We start from the raw sequence: 16,806 nt of genomic DNA on the forward strand, positions 1-16,806 counted from the left end.
ATCAGATAGGCTCCATCGCGAAAGCTGCGGTCGAGACGAGCGCGTAGGCCCCTTCGCTCACTTTTGGCATCGACCGGCCAAGACCCGTCGTCGGAAAGAATGGATCGAAAAGTGCGCAAACCCTTAGGATCATAAGGTCATTCTCGATACCTGTGGCCACATCACCGGCTGGCTTGGCTTCTTTGCTTCGATCAACGCAGCTTACTTCTCGAGGGACGATTGTGCCGGACACGTTTCGAGGATCTACAGGGCGCATTTCGACCTTCACCGAGTTGTCACAATCGGGGATCAGCAAGCTGTTCTGACAGATCATCCGGCGAACATCATTCGCGCTAACGGGGGTGGATGTATTTAGTCGGATATTCCGAACCGTTACATCAAGACCTCGCTCCAGTACGACATGTCTTATCGAGTAGATGCCAACCTCGATTGTGTTGAGGAAGATAAGCATTATTGCCGGGAAGAGAAAAACAAAATTAATTGTCTGATTTCCATCCTCACAATTTCGAAACTGGCTTCCCGTCCGCTTTGCGGCCCGAGCGAGCATATTCATGCGCTTCTTCATTGTGTCAGCCTCAGATCATTCACGTCTTCTGCGATCTTTTCGAATACGTCGACAATCTCTGTCTGCGTAATGTCGAAGAAATGACTCTCATCGGTTGCGCAGGCTTTCATCAGATCTTTTGCATATTGCTCGCCAACATCCATCGCCACGGTGTAGATCTTGATACGGCGGGGATTGCTTTCGTCGATCCCCGAACCGTCGGCTTTGAGACCGCGTGCGATACGGCATAGTTCGATCATACGAGTCGATGAATTGGAGTTCGATGACTCGTCCTCGCTCGGATCGGAGTAGAGAGCCCATTCCGCTTCAGACAGCCATCCGTTCTGATATGGCTTCTTGTAGATGTAGTTCACGAATGGCCATTCCCGCCACCGATTGAAGACCTGAGGATGAGTCAAGCGCTCGAGGACAAATCTCTCGTCTTCCTGCTCCGCGATCCGAGCAGCTGAAAGCTGATCTTTATAGCTTACCAGACTGCCGGGCGTCAGAGACGCTGTCAGACCGGGATCGCCGAGGTAGTTCCAATCCTTGCGCTTTTCCCAAAGAGCTATCTCATCCGGTGTTCCGTGTTCGTAGACATAAGCAGTGAGACCACTCTCGTTGTTTCTTGCATTCCAGTAGAAATTTCCCTTCGACAAGCGAGCACTGCTCTTTTCGAACCGGAGGGGTACTTTTGCTGCTGGCGTATCGGCGAAAGGCATGAGCTGCCCGGCGTCAATCCAGAACCAGTAGTCGCCCATTAGATCATTGGTGGTTGTCGATGCGATCCGGATGACTCGCGTTCCTCGCAGGAGAAGCGAGCTGTCGTTTTCCGCAGGGCTGAAGAAGACATTCGACCAGTTCCATGGATTGCTGATGCTTCCTTTGCGGAACACATCGAGCAAATTGGCTTTCGCATTCATCTTTCCGTCGGTCATCAGGACCATGATCTTGCGCGAGTTCTCCGAGTCGAAATCGAAAGGTCTGCCGGCTGCGAGAGTGTCCGACGTATTATCGGCAATGAGATTGGTTACCGCATCGTCCAGGGACGGGTCGAGGAAAGCGAGGCCCCACTTTACACCGATGTCGATACCGGTCGCGCCGTCCGCGACGAAGGAGTCGATGTGATCGATCAGATCTTGCCGATCCGTTTGCATTGGAAGAATCGGGTTGAGTTCGGCGCCATTTGGTCCTGCTTCGGCATGGTTACAAAGGGGGCCTGCAATCCTCCGCTCATTTATGCCTTTCTGAATATAGTAAGGATCAGGATGACGCTCATATCCCTTGTTTCTTGGATCATAATGCGGATAGCGGATCAGATCTTCGGTCGTTGAAAGCGCAGTCGTTTCAAAGTGCTTATCCTCGAAGAATACGCAGTGAGAGAATGCATGATCGTCGCTGACATTGAATTCTTTCAGAATACGCGGTCCCGCGACGACGGTCGCGTTATAGGGAATGATAGAAATGGACTTGATCGCGGGGTCGCTTGCAAGTTGCGTTTCGGGAAGCGTTGTCTCGACGAATTTCTTTGCAGCTGTCTTCAGGCTTCCGATCCGGTTTCCGGTATTCATGGAGCCCGAGACATCGAGCACCATCGAAATCTCGATATGAGGTGTGCGTTCGTCCGCCTTCGAGGCTGAAGCGGTTTGAAGGGTGTCGATCCCAATGAACTGCATCAGTAGCGTATCAAGCGTGATCTCGGCCGAGACGAACGCGCTCCGCTCGTTGCCATTGTCGACCACCTCGATCTTGGTGACATTATCTTTCAGGCCTGCCTTGGTCACATAGTCCAAGATCACTTCTTTTTGGTCGAGTGTCTGGGTCAGGTCCGCGGCGGCGAGGGCGGCGCGGTCGATTGTGGATTGCAGCCGAGCCCGTTGCGATTCGAGGCGCATGAAGTCCACGGCAAGACTGCCGACCATGAGCATCATGACAAAGATGAAGAGGCCGAAGATCAGCATTCCGCCATCATCGTCCTTGCGAAATCGTGATAAACAGTCGCGTCCGTTGGCCCTTTTAGGCACTCGCAAAAAACTCATCAGTCTCACCTCTTTTTCACCCGCGACAATCGAATCTCGGAGCTCGGGTCCACATCCTGTTCGAAGATGATTAATACTCGGTGAGCCATGACCGAATTTGGGCAACATGGGTCCGGACCTGTGGAGATTGCGCGACGTTTAAGGCAAATTATCGCTGAATTTGGACACTCCGCGCAGAGATGCATCAGGTTCTTGCGAGGGCATCCCGCGGAGTGCCTTTTTCCTTTCAAAACAACGACAAAACCTAATCTTTCTTTGATGAAAAATCAGGCAAGTTCGTGGGCGACAGGAGGGTAGAGGTCCGTTAGGCTTGTCCTCAGGATGCCTTGAAGTGGAGCCACAGACCGATGAACACCGCAGCCCAGATCACCGAGCCGAGCTTTCGCGAGAGCGTCGATATCATGGTCGGGCGGGCCATGGCGCTGATGGATCTGCCGCCGGGTCTGGGACAGAAGATTCGGGTTTGTAACGCGACCTATACCGTCCGGTTCGGTGTGCGGCTCAGAGGGCGGCTCGAGACCTTCGTAGGGTACCGATCGGTTCATTCCGAGCATATGGAGCCGGTCAAGGGCGGGATCCGGTACGCCATGTCAGTGCACCAGGACGAGGTAGAGGCGCTGGCCGCCTTGATGACCTATAAATGTGCGCTTGTCGAAGCGCCTTTTGGAGGATCAAAGGGCGGTTTATGTTTGAATCCAAGGGATTGGGAGCCGGATGAGTTGGAGCGTATCACGCGGCGCTTTGCCTATGAGCTGGCCAAGCGGGACCTGATCGATCCGTCCCAGAACGTGCCTGCTCCGGATATGGGAACGGGCGAGCGGGAGATGGCCTGGATCGCCGATCAATACCGGCGGATGAACACCACGGATATCAATGCGGCCGCTTGTGTGACCGGCAAACCACTGAATGCAGGCGGGATCCACGGCCGGGTCGAGGCGACAGGGCGCGGCGTGCAATATGCTTTACAGGAATTCTTCCGCCATCCGGAAGATATCTCGAAAGCTGGTCTCTCCGGCGATCTGGACGGAAAACGTATTATCGTTCAAGGGCTTGGTAATGTTGGATACCACGCCGCAAAGTTTCTGAGCGAGGAGGACGGCGCCAAGATCGTCGGGATTATCGAGCGGGATGGCGCTCTTTTCGACGAGGCGGGGTTGAACGTCGATCAGGTCCGGGATTGGGTCGAGGAGAATGGCGGTGTGAAGGGATATTCGGACCTTCACTACGTCGCTGACGGGCCGTCTGTGCTGGAGGAAGAGTGCGATATCCTGATCCCTGCAGCGCTGGAAGGCGTTATAAACAAAGGAAATGCGGAGCGGATCACCGCGCCTTTGATCATCGAGGCTGCGAATGGGCCGATCACGGCGGGCGCCGATGAGATCCTGCGGGAGCGCGGCTGCATCATTATTCCAGACATGTATGCCAATGCGGGCGGTGTGACGGTCAGTTATTTCGAATGGGTCAAGAACCTGTCGCATATCCGGTTCGGCCGGATGCAGCGCCGCGCCGAAGAGAACCGGCACCGCGCGATTGTTCAGGAATTAGAGCGTCTTAGCGCTGATACCGGGATCGGATGGCAATTGAGCGAAGGCTTTAAAGATCGGTATCTCAAGGGAGCGGGAGAGCTTGAACTGGTACGCTCGGGGCTCGATGACACGATGCGGACGGCTTATCAGGCGATGCGGACCGTCTGGCATGGGCGGGAGGATGTGACGGACCTCAGGACGGCGGCCTATCTTGTGGCGATCGAGAAGGTCGCGGCCAGCTATCAGTCCAAGGGGCTCTGAGCCTGTCTGATGTCCAAACCGGTTAACGGTTCGGTTCTGCGACATATCGGCATGTCGGTATCCGGTCGGTATTTCGTCGGTATCCTGTCGGTGGATTTCGCGAAGGTATGTGGATGAATGGTCCGCGCGCTCATTTGGCGGCGCAACGCCTATCTGAGGGCGGAAAAACGGCGATTCGAAAGGTGCCGCCCGAGTGCAGTCCTCCGGGCCGCAATTCTGCGTGTCATTTGATCAGTGCAGATCTACGACGTTGCGGAACGGATCCGAATATTACGGCCATGTGATTTGAAGCGGATCGGGATCCGGGGTTTTTTGGAAAACAACGAAAAGAGCAGTAATTCCAAATTCAAAACTCAGGCGAAACGCGATGATGAAACTGACCCGAGCGATCCTTGCGACCCTGCCATTCCTTGCGGGATGGACAAGTACGGCAACGGCGCAGATCTGCGAGGATCTATGGTTTGCCCGCAATGCGACGATCGATCAGGCGGGATTTTGTTTTTCGACGCCGCTTGGCCAGGCGATGTTCGACAATTCCGATTGCACCACCACGGCGCCTGGCCTGTCGAAGAAGGAACGTCGTCTTGTAGCCCGGATTCGCGAGATTGAGGCTGAGTTCCAATGCGCGGTCGATAATTCGATATCGAAGTTCGATGCGCCGGACGGATTCTCGCTTGAGCAGCGCAAAAGCCTTACCGTTCAGCCGATTGCCGGGCGGTCCGAAGAGGTCGAATGGGCGTGCTTTGATTATATGGGTCCGGCCAAGGTTCTCAGAGCGGCGCCGAAGGAGACTGGCGAGGTCATCGGCGCGCTGGCCCCGGGGCAGTCCTTTGCGCAGACCCATTCGGACTGGGATCGCTGGACCTTTATCGAAGTAGTGGATCTGGCGGGCGCGACGCAGATTGGCTGGGTCTGGCTCGACGATCTTGAGCTGGACCAGCCGGAGCAGTCGGTTTGCCGTCAGATCGTCGGCTAGCAGTTAGACGGAGCCCCTTATCTGAGAGGGCCGGTTTCCCGTTACTGGTAGGATGTGGTGCCGGCCTTTGTGCGGCGTTGTCATTTGCTTACGGCGTCTCTCCTGACCATTCGTACTCTTCGCGCATGAGGATCGCCTCCTAAGGGTCCGGCTGACTTTATGCGGCTTATTTCGTCGACGACGGCGAATGTTCTGGCTCCGGAACAAAGGGCTGGACTTTTCTTACTATTTTACTCAGGATAAGGGGGCTTAGTCAGGACAGTCTCCCAGCCCGGCGTGAAAGACCATGGGATCAAGGAGACAAAGATGAGACTTCAATACGAAACCCGCACGATCGAGGTCTGTCTTGCAGCAGGCTGAGCCCGGCTGTTGCCACCGTTTGCCGACCTCGAAAGAGACGACCCTGTCCCTAGCTGACTACGGTTCGGTCGATGTGAAGATTCTCGAGATTGCGCGGCTCTATTGGCAGACCTTTGCGATGCCGCAGTCGCAATCCTGGCTTACGGCGTCAATCCGGGCAGATCGCGGGTTTCGAGGCAGGCAAGGCGGCGAGGTTGCGATGAAGACGCTGGCTGCTGTTCAGGCCATGCGGATGAGCCGCGTTTCCTGCTTTCGCTTCAATGCTCCCGATTGTCCGGGATGTTCGCAGATCGTCAGCGAACATGAACGTCAGTTCATGAGCGTGCTTCAGGCCGTCCGCGAGGACCGTCCGGGGGCTGCGCGCACCCATGCGATGCTGCTATGCGAAGGCAATGAGACAGAACCGCTGATCTCGTCCATGGCGATGCTCGCGCGCGCTGCCTCTCCGGTCAGTGCGGGGACAGGGAAATCCCCAGCATCCGTGCGGCGACGCAAGCGGCGAATGTTGTTCCCGGCAGGGTCCTCCGGGCGGGCTGCGTGAGCGGGTTTGCGTGCGATGCATGCGCAAGTCTGGTCCGACGTTGCCGCTTTTGGTGACCGGCCCGTCTCAGATCTGCCGCCCGCCATGCCTGCCGGTCCGATTCCTGCGGGGTAAGTGGATGCTGGTCGATCTATCACCTCCATTCTCTGCGATAGGACGAGCAGGCGGCGCGCGAGGCCGGCTTGACGCATCTGTTTGCCGAGCTGGCGGCTAAGATCAAGAAGGTGCGGTTCCGTCTTGGCGATCCCTGCAATGGCAATGTTTGCGGGATAACCCGCCTTACGACGGCTCGTTTTCCCATCTTTATCCTCATATTACGGATGATAGGGGCCGGTCGCTTGAGCGGCCTTTTTTGAAGAGGTTGGAGATACAGGCACGCGGTGACAGAAGTGCCGGGCGCCTTCCAGGCCCGATCCGTCCGGGACGTATGGTCAGGTTATCGATGCGGTTGAAAGCAGCGAGACCCAGTGGTGTAGGACCTCGGCTGCCTGTTGATCTGCGGTGGTTCGTCAAGATCAGATGGTTTGTTGCAGATATGAATAGCTCAGGGCCACGAATGGCGCGGATCCTTATCCGTAAGGCGTTGCTGGAGGTCGTACGGACCGATGGACTGACGCTCGACCACCGGCTGACGAGGTCTTATGATCTTCGAAGACCGCGACGAAAGCCAGCATCTCGTTTAGAACCGGCATCAGGATGAGAACGGCCATCCTGGCGAGCAACGTGAGCGCAATGAGGTGTTATGAAAGCGGCCGTTTTCAAATGCGTTTCCGCGCGGTAGCCGGCGCCGCCAGGAGTTTAGAGATGCCAGAATGCATATAGACCAGAGTGCTAGACTTTCCGTGGCGCCGATGATGGACTGGACGGATCGCCATTGCCGGTTCTTTCATCGGCAGATCAGTCGCCATGTTCTGCTTTATACCGAGATGATAACGGCTCCCGCGCTGGTTCGGGGCGAGGCGGTGCATCTTCTTGACCATGATACGTCAGAGCATCCTGTGGCGCTTCAGCTGGGAGGATCGGATCCGGTGGAGCTGGCGGCAGCTGCGCGGCTTGGCGAGAGGCATGGCTATGATGAGATCAATCTCAATTGCGGATGTCCGTCGGACCGGGTTCAGTCCGGCACGTTCGGCGCTGTTCTGATGAAGTCGCCTCAGCGCGTGGCGGATTGTGTGATCGCGATGCGAGAGGCCGTCGACGTGCCAGTGACGGTCAAATGCCGGATCGGGGTCGATGATCAGGACCCCGAGAATGCGCTGCCCGATTTCGTGAGCGCCGTGGCGGGCGCGGGCGTTACGCGGATGACGATCCATGCGCGAAAGGCCTGGCTGAAAGGGCTTAGCCCGAAGGAGAACCGGGAGGTGCCGCCGCTGGACTATGGCCTTGTCGGGCGGATGAAGCGGAATTTTCCGGACCTGCATATCTCGGTCAATGGGGGGGTGGCGTCGCTTGAGGCGGCGGAGGATCATCTGCGCGATGGCCTTGACGGTGTGATGATCGGGAGGGCGGCCTATCATGCGCCTTATGACGTGCTTGCGCGGGCCGATCAGCGGATTTTCAACGATCCCTCCGAGGTCAGCAGGCAGGATGTGATCAACCGGATGCGGCCTTACATCTCTTCCCATCTGGAGGGAGGCGGCCGGCTTCACCAGATCACGCGCCATATGATGGGGCTTTTTGCCGGACAGCCGGGCGCCCGTGCCTGGCGGCGTCATCTGTCGGAGAGAGGAACGGATTCGGCGGCGGGTCTGGATGTGCTGGATGACGCGCTTGGTCTGATGCAGGACCGACGGGCCGCCTAGTTTCGCTTTTCTTTCCGGGTGGGGCTGGCTAGCTGCACAAGCGAGCTTAGACAGGAAAGACTGGCCCCCGTGAACGATCCCATCCTGCTTGCCTCCATGGCGGCGCTTCTTCTCGTTATCGGCGCCTTTGCCGGAGTGCTGGCCGGTCTGCTGGGTGTAGGCGGAGGGATCGTTCTGGTGCCTGCTTTCTTCTATGCCTTCGGGGTTCTGGGATTTGACGGGCCGTCTCTTATGCAGATCTGCCTGGGCACGTCGCTTGCGACGATTGTCGTGACATCGCTGCGATCTGTGGACAGCCACAACCGCAAAGGGGTGGTGGATTGGGAGATCCTGCGGAGCTGGGCGCCTGCGATTGCGCTGGGTGCGGTCATCGGCGTTCTGACGGTGGCGGGGCTGGGGTCCCGTCTGCTTCAGGCCATCTTTGGCGGGCTGGCAGGGCTCATTGGGCTTTACATGCTTGTCGGCCGGAGCGACTGGCGGCTGGCCGAGACGATGCCGTCCGAGCCGGTGCGGTCAGCGATCGCCTTTCCGATGGGGTTTCTGTCGGTTCTGATGGGCATCGGGGGCGGATCGTTCGGGGTGCCGCTGATGACGCTGTTCGGCATTCCTATCCACCGGGCGGTCGCGACGGCGGCGGGGTTCGGGGTGGTTATCGCGGTCCCGTCGACGCTTGGCTTTTTCCTTGTCGAGGCCACGGACAACGTTCCGCCGCTGACCATTGGATCGGTCAACCTGATTGCTTTCGGGCTGATCGTCGTGATGACGCTTTTGACTGCCCCGCTTGGCGCGAGCCTGGCGCACCGACTTGATCCCAAACCCCTCAAGCGCATTTTTGGGGCATTTCTGTTGATCGTCGCGCTGAATATGCTGGGCGAGGCGGTGTTGGCCTAGCTACTCTCCGCTGGCGGGCGTCGCCGCCTGCGCTTTCTTAGACGCGGTGCGCGCGCTGGCAGCGTTGCCATGATGTCATGCCGCGCCTCTTTGGACAGCCTCGACCAGTCGGTGATCTCCTCCACCGTGCGCAGGCATCCGATGCAGAGCTTTTCGGTTGGATCGATGACGCAGATCTTGACGCAGGGGCTGTCGATCTCGTCGCGTTTCCAGATCTCATCGGTCATCGTCGGCACTCATATGTCTTAGCCTGTCGAGCAGGCCCTGGAGAATATATCCGGCGGCGACGTGATCGATCACCTCTGCGCGCCGCCGCCGCGAGGTGTCGGCTTCGAGCAATGCCCGTTCAGCGGCCACCGTCGACAGACGCTCGTCCCAGAATGTGATGGGGAGTGTCATGCGGGTCTGCAGGTTCCGGGCGAATGCGCGGGTGGACTGGCATCTGGGACCCTCGCTGCCGTCCATATTGCGGGGCAGACCGAGAACGAGGCCTCCCACAGTGCGGCTGCGCAGGATTTCGGCGAGGCGGTCGGCATCCTGACCGAACTTGCGCCGCGTGATGGTCTCAAGCGGGGTCGCGATGCTGAGCAGAGGGTCGGAGACGGCAACGCCGATGGTCCGTGTTCCCAGATCGAGACCTGCAATGGCGCAGGGCAAGGGCAGGGCGGCCCGAAAATCCGAGAGGTCTTCGAGGATCACTCCAGCAGGCCCGCTCGGATCGCGCCGTCGCGGACCAGGCTCAGGGCCGCCTCGTCCTCTCCGAAGACCTGCTGGGCTTCGGTCCAGACCGCACTTGCCGTCTCCGTCTGTCCCAGAACGCCGTAGGATGCGATCAGCCGGGCCCAATCCTCGGGCGGGCCGCCTTCGGTCGCGAGCCGGTCTGCCAGAGAGTTCACCATGGCGGTGATCGCTTCCATCTGTTCGCCAGGGGGCAGATCCTCGAGAGCGTCCGTCTGGCTTTGGGGCGGGAGCGTGTAATCGACGCCTGCTTCGAAGGCGATCCGCTCGATCCCCTGCCGGACGAGGTCCGCATAGACGCGGGCGCCGTCCTGATCGACCAGAGGGCGCCAAAGCTGGAAGGCGAGATCGCTTCGGTCCGTCTGGGCATAGAGAAGGCCAAGGTAGTAGCGTGCCGCAGGATCGCGGGGGTCGGCTTCGAATTGCGCCCTCGCGCGCGCTTCCAGTTCAGGAGAGACGCGTCCTCCGGCGGCTTGCTGCATCAGTTGCCACAACCGCTCGCGATCCTCGGATTGCACCGTTCCGGCCGCCGATTTGAGGTCGACCAGCCGCTCCTGAGCGACGCGTGCGGGGATAAAGTTGCCTAGCCGCGCCTCGTAGAACGCCAGAAGCTCGAGCCCGCGAAGATCGTCCGGGCGGCTTGCGACAGCGGCGCGCAGTTGTTCCATCAGATCGGCGTCTTCCTCGGACAGCGGAAGCGGGGGGCGCTCTGCTGCGGCGTCTTCCATTTGCTGCTGCGGGAGCCGCGCGCGCCTGAGATCCTCGCTTTGGGCCAGACGCATCTCGCGCGGCAGATCCGGCAATCCTCCGGAGCCTTGCCACGCGTAAAGGCCAAGGCTGCTCGCTGCGACGGCCAGGATAGTGGAGGCGATGGCCCAGTTCGTGAGGGTCCGGGGAGCGTCGGCGGCCCTGCGGCTCTCGCTCTCGTCCGCCGCAAGGATCCGGCGGGATATCTCGACCCGGCTTCTTTCGGCATCGGCAGGATCGACGACGCCGCGTTCGAGGTCCCTGTCAAGCTCTGCCAACTGGTTGAGATAGATCGAAAGATCCTTGTTCTCCTTGGGGTCGGCCCCCCGGGTTCTGACGAAGGCGTGAATCAACGCGCTCGCCGTCAGCCCGATCAACAGCAGGAGTGTGATCCAGAACATCATGACGCTCACCTAATGCTCCGGATCGCGGATCTAAAGATACGATTTGCGTTCACCGCGACGCTCTGTCGCTTTTCCGGGACGGGGTGCCGCTCTGGTCGGGCTTTTGCATCGATAGTTCTGTCGATATTGTCCGGCAGTCGCTTTACGTGCAGGGGATCAGACGCTTCATGAAACGCTATTCGGCCTTTGCCGTCGCCAGAGAAGCCTTGCGCCGTCATTCGGGCTGGCAGCGCGCCTGGGCCTCGCCGGAGCCGCGGCAAAGCTATGACGTCATCATTGTCGGGGCAGGGGGACACGGGCTTGCGACGGCCTATTACCTTGGCAAGAACCACGGCATCACGAATGTCGCGGTTCTTGAGAAAGGCTGGCTTGGCGGCGGCAATACCGGGCGCAACACCACGATCATTCGCAGCAATTATTTGCAGGATCCCTCGGCCGCGATCTACGAGAAAGCGCGGTCCCTTTACGAGACGCTGAGCCAGGATCTGAACTACAATATCATGTTCTCTCCGCGCGGGGTGATGATGCTGGCGCAGACCCATCATGAGGTGCGCGGGTATCAGCGGACCGCCCATGCCAATGCGTTGCAGGGGGTTGACACAGAGTATGTCGGACCGGAGCGGGTCAAGGAGCTGTGCCCGATCATCTCGATCGATGGCCCGCGCTATCCGGTTCTGGGCGCGCTTTGGCAGGCGCGTGGCGGAACGGCCCGTCACGATGCGGTCGCCTGGGGATATGCGCGCGCCTGCTCGGATATGGGCATGCATATCATCCAGAAATGCGAGGTCACCGGCGTCAGATCGTCGAACGGTCAGGTGACGGGGGTGGAGACATCGAAGGGTCCGATTGCGTGTGACAAGCTGGGCGTCGTCGTGGCGGGCCATTCGGGGCGGCTGGCCGAGATGGCGGGCTTTCGGTTGCCGGTGGAGAGCGTGGCCCTGCAGGCCTTGGTCAGCGAGCCGATCAAACCCTGCATGGATGTGGTCGTCATGGCCAATACCGTGCACGGCTATATGAGCCAGTCGGATAAGGGCGAGATGGTTATCGGCGGCGGGGCGGACGGGTTCAACAACTACACGCAGCGCGGTTCCTTCCATCATATCGAAGAGACCGTGCGCGCCCTGATCGAAACCTTTCCGATGCTCTCGCGGCTGAAGATGCTGCGCCAGTGGGGCGGGATCGTGGATATGACCGGAGATCGCTCGCCGATCATTGGAAAGACGCCGTTGGGGAACTGTTTTCTCAATTGCGGCTGGGGGACCGGCGGCTTTAAGGCGATCCCGGGCGGCGGCTGGGCCACCGCCGAGCTGATCGCGAAAGGCGAGCCGGGTCCGCTGGCCCGGGCGTTCTCTTTGGGCAGGTTCCGGGAGGGCCGGTTCATCGATGAAAGCGTGGCGGCGGGGGTGGCGCATTGATGCGGCGTGCAGCGGATATCAAGACCTGCCGAGCTATGGATCGGTCAGCTTGCAAGACGGAGGACCCGGTCGCGTTCGGGGCCGATAGACGGATCTTTGCCGACAAGTCGGCGACCGGCAGCCGAGTCCCGCCCAAAGCGCTGCAGGCTCGCTCAGATGTCTTATCTTTAAGGGCTCACGAAGCCTCTTTGAGGAGTAAGACATGGCAAACGAGACATCCTCTTCCAACACCATCATCTATATCGTGGGCGGCCTGGTGGTCATCGGCGTTATCCTGTTCTTCGTCTTTGCCGGCGGAGATGGGGAGACGACCGAGACTGTCGTGCCCGAGGCCGAAACCGAGACGATTGACGAGCCTGCCGATGACGGCGCTGTCGAGACCGAAGACGCGGAACCGCAGACCGGCAATTGATGTTGGCACATGCGCGGCCTCTCTCAGAAAGGCCGCGCATGATGCGTCTATTACGGCACGTAGTTCAGGAGAAGATGTATGTCCCCCCGCCAGGCACGGTTCGCAGGTTTTTTTGCAGGCGCTATCGGAACGATCGTCGTCGGTCTGTTTCTCACGGTCGTCATCACCGGTCAGGCGATTGGGACGGGACCTGAACCCAAGCTTCGCGTGGACTTCATCGACTGATCCGCAGCGCTCGCCGCGGGCGGGGGCACTTCCATGCTGACGCTGACCTGTCCTTATTGCGGGGTCGAAGCGGATGAGACAGAGCTGTCTCCCGGCGGGCAGGCGCATCTGGTTCGTCCGGATGTCGCGAGCGACGACGAAGCGTTCGAGAGTTACCTTTTCCTGCGGCAGAATCCCAAGGGCGTTCATTTCGAACGGTGGCGCCACAGCTTTGGATGCGGCAAGTGGTTTCACGTCGCGCGCTGTACGGTGACGCTCGAGGTGTTTGGAGCCTATTCCGCGCAGACCTCCGAGCCGCCGAATGACCTGCTGGCAGTGATAGATGAACGCCGCCCGAACTGGCGCGAGGTCTCCCGATGAGCACACGGCTGGATGCTGGCGGGTCCCGGATAGACCGCGCGAAACCGCTGACCTTTTCCTTTAACGGGAAACGGTTGAAAGGGTACGAGGGAGATACGCTCGCCTCCGCCCTGCTGGCGAACGGGCAGACCCTTGTCGGGCGGTCATTTAAGTATCATCGGCCCCGCGGCATCGTAGCAAGCGGACCCGAAGAGCCGAACGCTCTGTTCAACATAGGGGAGGGCGGAACCTTCGAGCCGAATGCGCGGGCGACCACAACGCCCTTGCGGGGCGGGCTGACGGTCAGGTCGCAAAACCACTGGCCCAGCCTCGAATTCGACGTCGGAGCGATCAATGCGCGACTGTCGCGGTTTTTGCCCGCAGGCTTTTACTACAAGATGTTCATTCATCCGCGATCCTTCTGGAAGCATGTCTACGAGCCGTTCATCCGTCAGTCCGCGGGTCTGGGTCAGGCCCCTGTCGACCGCGATGCGAATCGGTATGAGCATGCCTATGCCCATACGGATGTCCTTGTGATCGGAGGCGGTCTTTCGGGTCTTCATGCGGCGCATCTGGCGGCCTCGGCCGGTGCGGATGTCATGCTGCTGGAGCGGGAGACGGCTTTGGGTGGGCGATCTGTCGTGGATCTGGCGTCTCTGGACGGAGGCAGTCCCGCCGCATGGGTATCGCAGACGGCGCAGAGCCTGGCCTCCTTGGCGAATGTGACGGTGAAGACCGCAACGGTGGCATCCGGCCTTTATGACCATGGCTATGTTCTCGCCGATGAAGCGCTGACGTCACCCCAGGGGCTTCGAAGCCGCCTTTGGCGGATCAGGGCCAAGACTGTCATCGTTGCGACAGGCGCGATAGAGCGGCCTTTATCTTTCGCGGGCAATGATCGTCCCGGTGTCATGCTCGCCTCTGCGGTCAGGGATTATCTGGCCGGCTACGGGGTCAGCGTCGGAGACCGGACCGTCCTTGTGACCAACAATGACGACGGCTATCGGACGGCGCTGGCGCTCGTCGATGCGGGGCTGTCGGTTCCCGCGATCATCGATGCCCGGCCGGAGGGCGGCGGGTCTTTGGCCGACGCGGCGCGCGAGAAAGGGATCCGGATCGAGACCGGATGCGGGATCGCGAAGGTCAAAGGCTCAAAGCATGTCGAAGGCGTGGCGATCTGCCGTCAGGCGGGCGAGGGGGCGATCGTTGACGATATCGCGTGCGACTGCGTTGCGATGTCCGGAGGATGGTCACCTGCGGTTCATCTTTGGTCCCATTGCGGCGAAAAGCTTGTGTGGAACGAGCAGAGTGTCGCGTTCGAGCCCGATCCGGCCTCTTCCCCGACCGGGGCCGATGGCACGCCAAACGTGTTCGCGGCTGGTCTGACGGTCGGCTCTGCCGAGGACTGTGTGTCATCGGCGAGCGAGGCCGCTCGCGCGGCCTGCGGGGCGATTGGGCTTGAGATCCCGCGATTGGTCGCTCCGGCCGTCCCGGTGGAGACCGCAGCGCCTATACTGGCCGTCTGGACGATGCCCCAGGGGGCGGGGCCGGACCTGCGCGAGAAGATGTGGCTCGACTTTCAGAACGATGTGAAGGTCAGCGACGTTCAGCTTGCGGCGCAGGAGGGGTTCGAGAGTGTCGAGCATACCAAGCGCTACACGACGCTTGGCATGGCGACAGATCAGGGCAAGTTGAGCAATATCAACGGGCTTGCCATTCTGTCGAAAGAGCTCGACAAGCCGATCCCTCAGGTCGGCACCACGACATTCAGGCCGCCCTATCAACCTCTGACGATGGGATCGATCGGGGGCGAGGCGCGCGGTCCTCTTTTTCAACCGGTTCGGCAGACCCCCATGCATGACTGGCATGACGCGAACGGTGTCGTCTGGGAGCCGGTGGGTCACTGGCGCAGACCCTATGCCTATCCCGGGAAGGGCGAGACGGTGGAGGAGGCTGTCGCGCGAGAGGTGACGACCGTCCGGTCGGGCGTCGGTCTTTTGGATGCCTCCACGCTTGGAAAGCTGATCGTCAAAGGGCCCGATGCCGGCACGTTTCTTGATCTGATCTACACCAACATGATGAGCACCCTGAAGGTCGGACGCTGCCGGTATGGTCTGATGTGTTCGGAGAACGGATTTCTCATGGACGACGGTGTGGTCGCGCGTCTGTCCGAGGATACGTTCCTGTGTCACACGACATCGGGCGGTGCAGACCGTATCCATGCCCATCTCGAGGAATGGCTTCAGACGGAGTGGTGGGATCTGAAGGTCTGGGTTGTGAATGCGACCGAGCAATATGCGCAGATCGCCGTGGTCGGACCGAAGGCGAGAGAGATCCTTGAGACGCTGGGCGGGCTCGACGTCTCGCGTGAGGCGCTGCCGTTCATGGGCTGGATGGATGGCTCGCTGGCGGGCCTGCCGGTCCGGGTCTTCCGCATCAGCTTTTCTGGAGAGCTGAGCTATGAGATCGCCGTTCCTGCGGGGCTGGGCCGGGCGCTTTGGGATCGTCTGCTTGAGGCAGGCGAGGGGCATGACATTGCGCCATATGGCACCGAAGCCTTGCATATCATGAGGGCCGAGAAGGGGTTCATCATGATTGGCGACGAGACGGATGGAACGGTGACACCTCAGGATCTTGGTCTGCATTGGGCGATCTCCAAGAAGAAAGAGGACTTCATCGGCAAGCGCGGTCAGATGCGCAGTCATATGACCGCCGAGGATCGCTGGCGCCTTGTGGGACTTGAGACGGTGGACGGGCAGGTTCTGCCCGATGGGGCCTATGCGATCGGCGAGGGGGAGACGGAGAACGGCCAACGCCGTATGATCGGCCGGGTGACCTCGACCTATATGTCGCCGACACTTGAGCGGGGTATCGCGATGGGTCTGGTTGAACATGGTCCGGAGCGGATGGGAGAGATTTTGGATTTTCCCACGACAGATGGCGAGATCATCCAGGCGAAGATCGTCGATCCCGTATTCTACGATCCAGAAGGGGAACGGCAGGATGTCTGATCATCGGACCGCCCTTGGCGGATGTCAGGCCTCGGGCCTTGTCGAGATCAGCGAGGCGGAGGCACGCGGCATGATCGCGATCCGAGCTGATCTGGACAATGCCGATCTGAAACGCAGCCTCGATGCCGTTGTGGGCGCAGGCGTTCCGGCCCCGGGCCAGGTGAGCGACCGGGCGCGCGGTCAGATTTGCTGGATGTCGCCGGATGAGCTTCTGCTGATGCTTCCCAAGGCGGCCTGTGACGAGACCCTGACGCGGTTGCGGGACGATCTGGTGGGTCAGCACGCCCTTGTGGAAGACATGTCCGACGCAAGGGCGGTTTTTGTTCTTGAAGGCGATCATTGCCGCGATGTCCTTGCAAAGATTTCGCCTGCGGATGTGCGAGCGTCTGTCCTGTCGCCGGGTGTGATCCGGCGCACGCGCATGGGTCAGGTGCCAGCGGCCTTCTGGCTGACACGCGAGGCGCGAGCCGAGGTCATCTGTTTCCGGTCAGTCGCCAGATATGTCTTCGATCTGCTGGACGCGGCCTCGAGCGGACCGCCGCTTCGCATGGAACGGCCCGCCGCGAAATAAATCC

16 protein-coding genes are annotated in these 16,806 nt (G+C 60.0%); 11 read left to right on the forward strand and 5 right to left on the reverse strand.

Going from position 1 to position 16,806, the window contains the following annotated elements; genetic code table 11:
* Position 1 precedes the first annotated feature (1 nt).
* Positions 2–565, reverse strand: coding sequence for a TadE/TadG family type IV pilus assembly protein (locus AAD018_RS10500; RefSeq protein WP_367316010.1), 564 nt, complete (start codon positions 563–565; stop codon positions 2–4).
* A complete protein-coding gene (locus AAD018_RS10505; protein ID WP_367316011.1) occupies positions 562–2,505 on the reverse strand; it encodes a pilus assembly protein TadG-related protein in 1,944 nt (647 codons plus the stop codon). Before AAD018_RS10505 ends, AAD018_RS10500 begins: the two co-directional genes overlap by 4 nt.
* Positions 2,506–2,930: 425 nt before the next feature.
* Between AAD018_RS10505 and AAD018_RS10510 the strand changes: the two genes are divergently transcribed.
* The 5 genes from AAD018_RS10510 (at position 2,931) to AAD018_RS10530 (ending at position 8,940) form a co-directional block, all read left to right on the forward strand.
* Positions 2,931–4,370 carry a Glu/Leu/Phe/Val family dehydrogenase gene (locus tag AAD018_RS10510; protein WP_367316012.1) on the forward strand — a complete coding sequence of 480 codons (1,440 nt, stop codon included), beginning with the start codon at positions 2,931–2,933 and terminating at the stop codon, positions 4,368–4,370.
* 367 nt (positions 4,371–4,737) lie between these two features.
* Positions 4,738–5,346, forward strand: a complete 609-nt coding sequence (locus AAD018_RS10515; protein ID WP_367316013.1) for a YARHG domain-containing protein — start codon at positions 4,738–4,740, stop codon at positions 5,344–5,346.
* 346 nt (positions 5,347–5,692) lie between these two features.
* On the forward strand, positions 5,693–6,247 hold the full coding sequence (locus AAD018_RS10520; RefSeq protein ID WP_367316014.1) for a hypothetical protein: 555 nt from the start codon (positions 5,693–5,695) through the stop codon (positions 6,245–6,247).
* Positions 6,248–7,059: 812 nt separating this feature from the next.
* The gene (gene dusA / locus AAD018_RS10525; protein ID WP_367316015.1) at positions 7,060–8,049 is read left to right on the forward strand and encodes a tRNA dihydrouridine(20/20a) synthase DusA; all 990 of its coding nucleotides are present in this window, start codon (positions 7,060–7,062) and stop codon (positions 8,047–8,049) included.
* 69 nt (positions 8,050–8,118) lie between these two features.
* Positions 8,119–8,940 carry a sulfite exporter TauE/SafE family protein gene (locus AAD018_RS10530; protein WP_367316016.1) on the forward strand — a complete coding sequence of 274 codons (822 nt, stop codon included), beginning with the start codon at positions 8,119–8,121 and terminating at the stop codon, positions 8,938–8,940.
* On the opposite strand, the gene AAD018_RS10535 is transcribed toward AAD018_RS10530, so the two are convergent.
* The 3 genes from AAD018_RS10535 to ccmI are packed head-to-tail and all read right to left on the reverse strand — an operon-like array spanning position 8,937 to position 10,829.
* Positions 8,937–9,167: a DUF1289 domain-containing protein gene (locus AAD018_RS10535; RefSeq protein ID WP_367316017.1), complete on the reverse strand. Its 231-nt coding sequence runs from the start codon at positions 9,165–9,167 to the stop codon at positions 8,937–8,939. The genes AAD018_RS10530 and AAD018_RS10535 overlap by 4 nt on opposite strands.
* Positions 9,157–9,639 (reverse strand): Holliday junction resolvase RuvX, encoded by a 483-nt coding sequence (ruvX, locus tag AAD018_RS10540; RefSeq protein WP_367316018.1) that lies wholly within the window; start codon positions 9,637–9,639, stop codon positions 9,157–9,159. Before ruvX ends, AAD018_RS10535 begins: the two co-directional genes overlap by 11 nt.
* Positions 9,636–10,829: a c-type cytochrome biogenesis protein CcmI gene (ccmI, locus tag AAD018_RS10545; protein WP_367316215.1), complete on the reverse strand. Its 1,194-nt coding sequence runs from the start codon at positions 10,827–10,829 to the stop codon at positions 9,636–9,638. The genes ruvX and ccmI overlap by 4 nt, the downstream gene beginning before the upstream one ends.
* A gap of 167 nt (positions 10,830–10,996) precedes the next feature.
* Here ccmI and AAD018_RS10550 point away from each other — a divergent pair, with 167 nt between their 5' ends.
* The 6 genes from AAD018_RS10550 to AAD018_RS10575 all read left to right on the forward strand — a co-directional run bounded on the left by AAD018_RS10550 (position 10,997) and on the right by AAD018_RS10575 (position 16,802).
* Complete coding sequence (locus AAD018_RS10550; RefSeq protein WP_367316019.1) at positions 10,997–12,244, forward strand: sarcosine oxidase subunit beta family protein; 1,248 nt, start codon at positions 10,997–10,999, stop codon at positions 12,242–12,244.
* A 202-nt stretch (positions 12,245–12,446) separates the two neighbouring features.
* The gene (locus AAD018_RS10555; protein WP_367316020.1) at positions 12,447–12,656 is read left to right on the forward strand and encodes a hypothetical protein; all 210 of its coding nucleotides are present in this window, start codon (positions 12,447–12,449) and stop codon (positions 12,654–12,656) included.
* Between the two features lie 78 nt (positions 12,657–12,734).
* Positions 12,735–12,881, forward strand: coding sequence for a hypothetical protein (locus tag AAD018_RS10560; protein ID WP_367316021.1), 147 nt, complete (start codon positions 12,735–12,737; stop codon positions 12,879–12,881).
* Between the two features lie 33 nt (positions 12,882–12,914).
* Positions 12,915–13,241, forward strand: a complete 327-nt coding sequence (locus AAD018_RS10565; RefSeq protein ID WP_367316022.1) for a sarcosine oxidase subunit delta — start codon at positions 12,915–12,917, stop codon at positions 13,239–13,241.
* Positions 13,238–16,231, forward strand: coding sequence for a sarcosine oxidase subunit alpha family protein (locus AAD018_RS10570; protein ID WP_367316024.1), 2,994 nt, complete (start codon positions 13,238–13,240; stop codon positions 16,229–16,231). The genes AAD018_RS10565 and AAD018_RS10570 overlap by 4 nt, the downstream gene beginning before the upstream one ends.
* Positions 16,224–16,802 carry a sarcosine oxidase subunit gamma gene (locus AAD018_RS10575; protein ID WP_367316025.1) on the forward strand — a complete coding sequence of 193 codons (579 nt, stop codon included), beginning with the start codon at positions 16,224–16,226 and terminating at the stop codon, positions 16,800–16,802. The genes AAD018_RS10570 and AAD018_RS10575 overlap by 8 nt, the downstream gene beginning before the upstream one ends.
* Positions 16,803–16,806 lie beyond the last annotated feature (4 nt).

Source organism: Aestuariibius insulae (genome assembly GCF_040783535.2).
GTDB classification, from domain to species: Bacteria; Pseudomonadota; Alphaproteobacteria; order Rhodobacterales; family Rhodobacteraceae; genus Aestuariibius; species Aestuariibius insulae.

Bases quoted from the DNA above. Each gene is read 5' to 3' on its own strand.
- AAD018_RS10500 (WP_367316010.1), bottom strand. From the start codon at position 565: ATGAAGAAGCGCATGAATATGCTCGCTCGGGCCGCAAAGCGGACGGGA.
- AAD018_RS10505 (WP_367316011.1), bottom strand. From the start codon at position 2,505: ATGCTGATCTTCGGCCTCTTCATCTTTGTCATGATGCTCATGGTCGGC.
- AAD018_RS10510 (WP_367316012.1), top strand. From the start codon at position 2,931: ATGAACACCGCAGCCCAGATCACCGAGCCGAGCTTTCGCGAGAGCGTC.
- AAD018_RS10515 (WP_367316013.1), top strand. From the start codon at position 4,738: ATGATGAAACTGACCCGAGCGATCCTTGCGACCCTGCCATTCCTTGCG.
- dusA (WP_367316015.1), top strand. From the start codon at position 7,060: ATGCATATAGACCAGAGTGCTAGACTTTCCGTGGCGCCGATGATGGAC.
- AAD018_RS10535 (WP_367316017.1), bottom strand. From the start codon at position 9,167: ATGACCGATGAGATCTGGAAACGCGACGAGATCGACAGCCCCTGCGTC.
- ccmI (WP_367316215.1), bottom strand. From the start codon at position 10,829: ATGATGTTCTGGATCACACTCCTGCTGTTGATCGGGCTGACGGCGAGC.
- AAD018_RS10550 (WP_367316019.1), top strand. From the start codon at position 10,997: ATGAAACGCTATTCGGCCTTTGCCGTCGCCAGAGAAGCCTTGCGCCGT.
- AAD018_RS10555 (WP_367316020.1), top strand. From the start codon at position 12,447: ATGGCAAACGAGACATCCTCTTCCAACACCATCATCTATATCGTGGGC.
- AAD018_RS10560 (WP_367316021.1), top strand. From the start codon at position 12,735: ATGTCCCCCCGCCAGGCACGGTTCGCAGGTTTTTTTGCAGGCGCTATC.
- AAD018_RS10565 (WP_367316022.1), top strand. From the start codon at position 12,915: ATGCTGACGCTGACCTGTCCTTATTGCGGGGTCGAAGCGGATGAGACA.
- AAD018_RS10570 (WP_367316024.1), top strand. From the start codon at position 13,238: ATGAGCACACGGCTGGATGCTGGCGGGTCCCGGATAGACCGCGCGAAA.
- AAD018_RS10575 (WP_367316025.1), top strand. From the start codon at position 16,224: ATGTCTGATCATCGGACCGCCCTTGGCGGATGTCAGGCCTCGGGCCTT.